A 1915-nucleotide genomic window follows, 5' to 3' on the forward strand; every position below is an offset into this window, starting at 1 on the left:
TTTTTATGACGAAAATGCCTTGTCACAACGTGAATCTCTCAGATTTTGGCTAGGCTACATTCCGAATTCATGTTTAACCTTTTCGATATTGAAGCCGTTGCATTGGTTTAAAATGTTCTGATCCCAGTGGCCGCCTTTTTGAACAAGCCCTTCAAGAAGCAACTTAATGTCACGCTCAACCGTCTTTAGTGCAGTCTGCTGAGTTGGGTGGAGGATCAATGTCGAAATAGACCAATCATCCGGCCGGGCCACTTCGATAACAAACTTAGTCGTGATACCATGATCCGCCTGTACGATCGCGCATGTTCGTCGGGAGCCGTTTGGACATACAGAAAATCTTTTGCCGGGAGGAACCCTGAGCACAGACATCCGGATATGTCCGGGCTTCAAGATTTGAATCATCTCGAAAAACGATTCAAGACCGATGGCCTCTGTGATTGGCATGGTTTCAAGCGTCTGAAAATCGATAGGAGGCGTATCGCCGCCGACCATCGAATCCTGTGTACTTACTTCATCTAGTCCTCCTGAGTTCTTCCCGCCTCTCCCGGAGATGACGATCACGTCATTGCCGGTATGGGAATGCCTCACATCCTCTCGACGAGCAGTAACCCTAGGAAAATTGGAGAATCGCATAAACGTAGGAGGGGTCTCCAATACATCTTGCCTCGCATTTTCCCTGGCATTTTCACTTTGATCATTCAATATGTAGTCTTTATTTTCGGATCTGGACGTAACTCGAACTTGTTTATCCCCTGAAATCGACTCACGACGCTTCTTCGATGGGTGCCAAAAGACGATTTCTTCCGCCGGATGCTTAAAACCGCCAATACCGAGAATCTCTTTCACCAAGAAATAGTTATTGAATTGTTCTCCTCGAACGTGAAACTCAAGAGGACCAACAGCCGGGAGCTCAACGCCAAGCGGAATTCCCTTCTTCATCCTAGCGCTCGGATTTTGAGGAGAGTCCTTGATCGCTTGATTGAACATCAATTGATAAACGGAATCCCACATGGTACGAATAGCGGGATCGATGTAAATCCAGGATAGGTGACGTGCGTTACTTTCGCTTGCCAATTTGGCCGGTACACGAAAACTCAAATCAAAATGCAAAGCTTTCCCTCTCATATCGCTGTTATCGATCAACATTTCCAGACCGTGCGGCTGCATCAAATAATACGCCAAATACCTGGAGTTAATAAACATGGCTCGAATGAATTCGAACACTGGAAAGCAATATATCATCCCGTCAAACTGAAACTGAATAATTTTCTGAAGCCCAAGCTCCGGATTTTGACGGAAGTCAATCAAGCGCTCGGGCAATTTAAACCCATTACTCATCAAACCCTGATCAAGGCTGCATGCCAGTTTTCGGATCTTTGGGTGTTCCACACCGATTTTTTCCGCGATCATTTGCGTTTCTTCTAACGGCAGGAATGGAAATTGTTCACGAATATCCGATACATCGTCGCAGTAATCCAGGAGATAGAAGTAATCACGCTCAATATTCGACAAGAGTTGGTGTCTTCGACCGGTCGTCCATCCAACGCCACGAGTTGCCCTGCCTTCTGAGGATGTCTTGAATAGTAAGCCAAGGAAGATAGTCCTTACCGGAACCCTGTCCTCTACCTTCTTTAATCATCCTTTCAATTTTTGCTTCTGTGAGTTGCCGCTTCCGCTTGGCCACTGGATCACCTCAAATGCTTGTCCGGTAGACAGTTCCGTTAGCAAGCTCTTTTCTCAACGTCATCGATCTTTGGAACTCTAAATATTACGCCCTGACTTTCGTTGAATCACACGGTAAAAATTCAATCCGATAGCAGTTAATCTTTAAGCCATCATCTATATAAGTGGCACTTAAGATTTAGAGTTGGATACAAAGGCGATCAATTACCTTCTGAGGCGACTTGTTAATTTC

1 protein-coding gene is annotated in these 1915 nt (G+C 45.4%); it reads right to left on the reverse strand.

Annotated elements, in window-relative coordinates:
• Positions 1–54 precede the first annotated feature (54 nt).
• Entirely contained in the window at positions 55–1512 is a 1458-nt protein-coding gene (locus FS806_RS25990) for a Tn7-like element transposition protein TnsE (RefSeq protein WP_186328540.1), read from the reverse strand.
• Positions 1513–1915: the final 403 nt, after the last annotated feature.

The sequence above is a fragment of the Paenibacillus sp. 32O-W genome, assembly GCF_007679495.1.
In the GTDB taxonomy this organism is placed as follows: Bacteria; Bacillota; Bacilli; order Paenibacillales; family NBRC-103111; genus Paenibacillus_L; species Paenibacillus_L residui.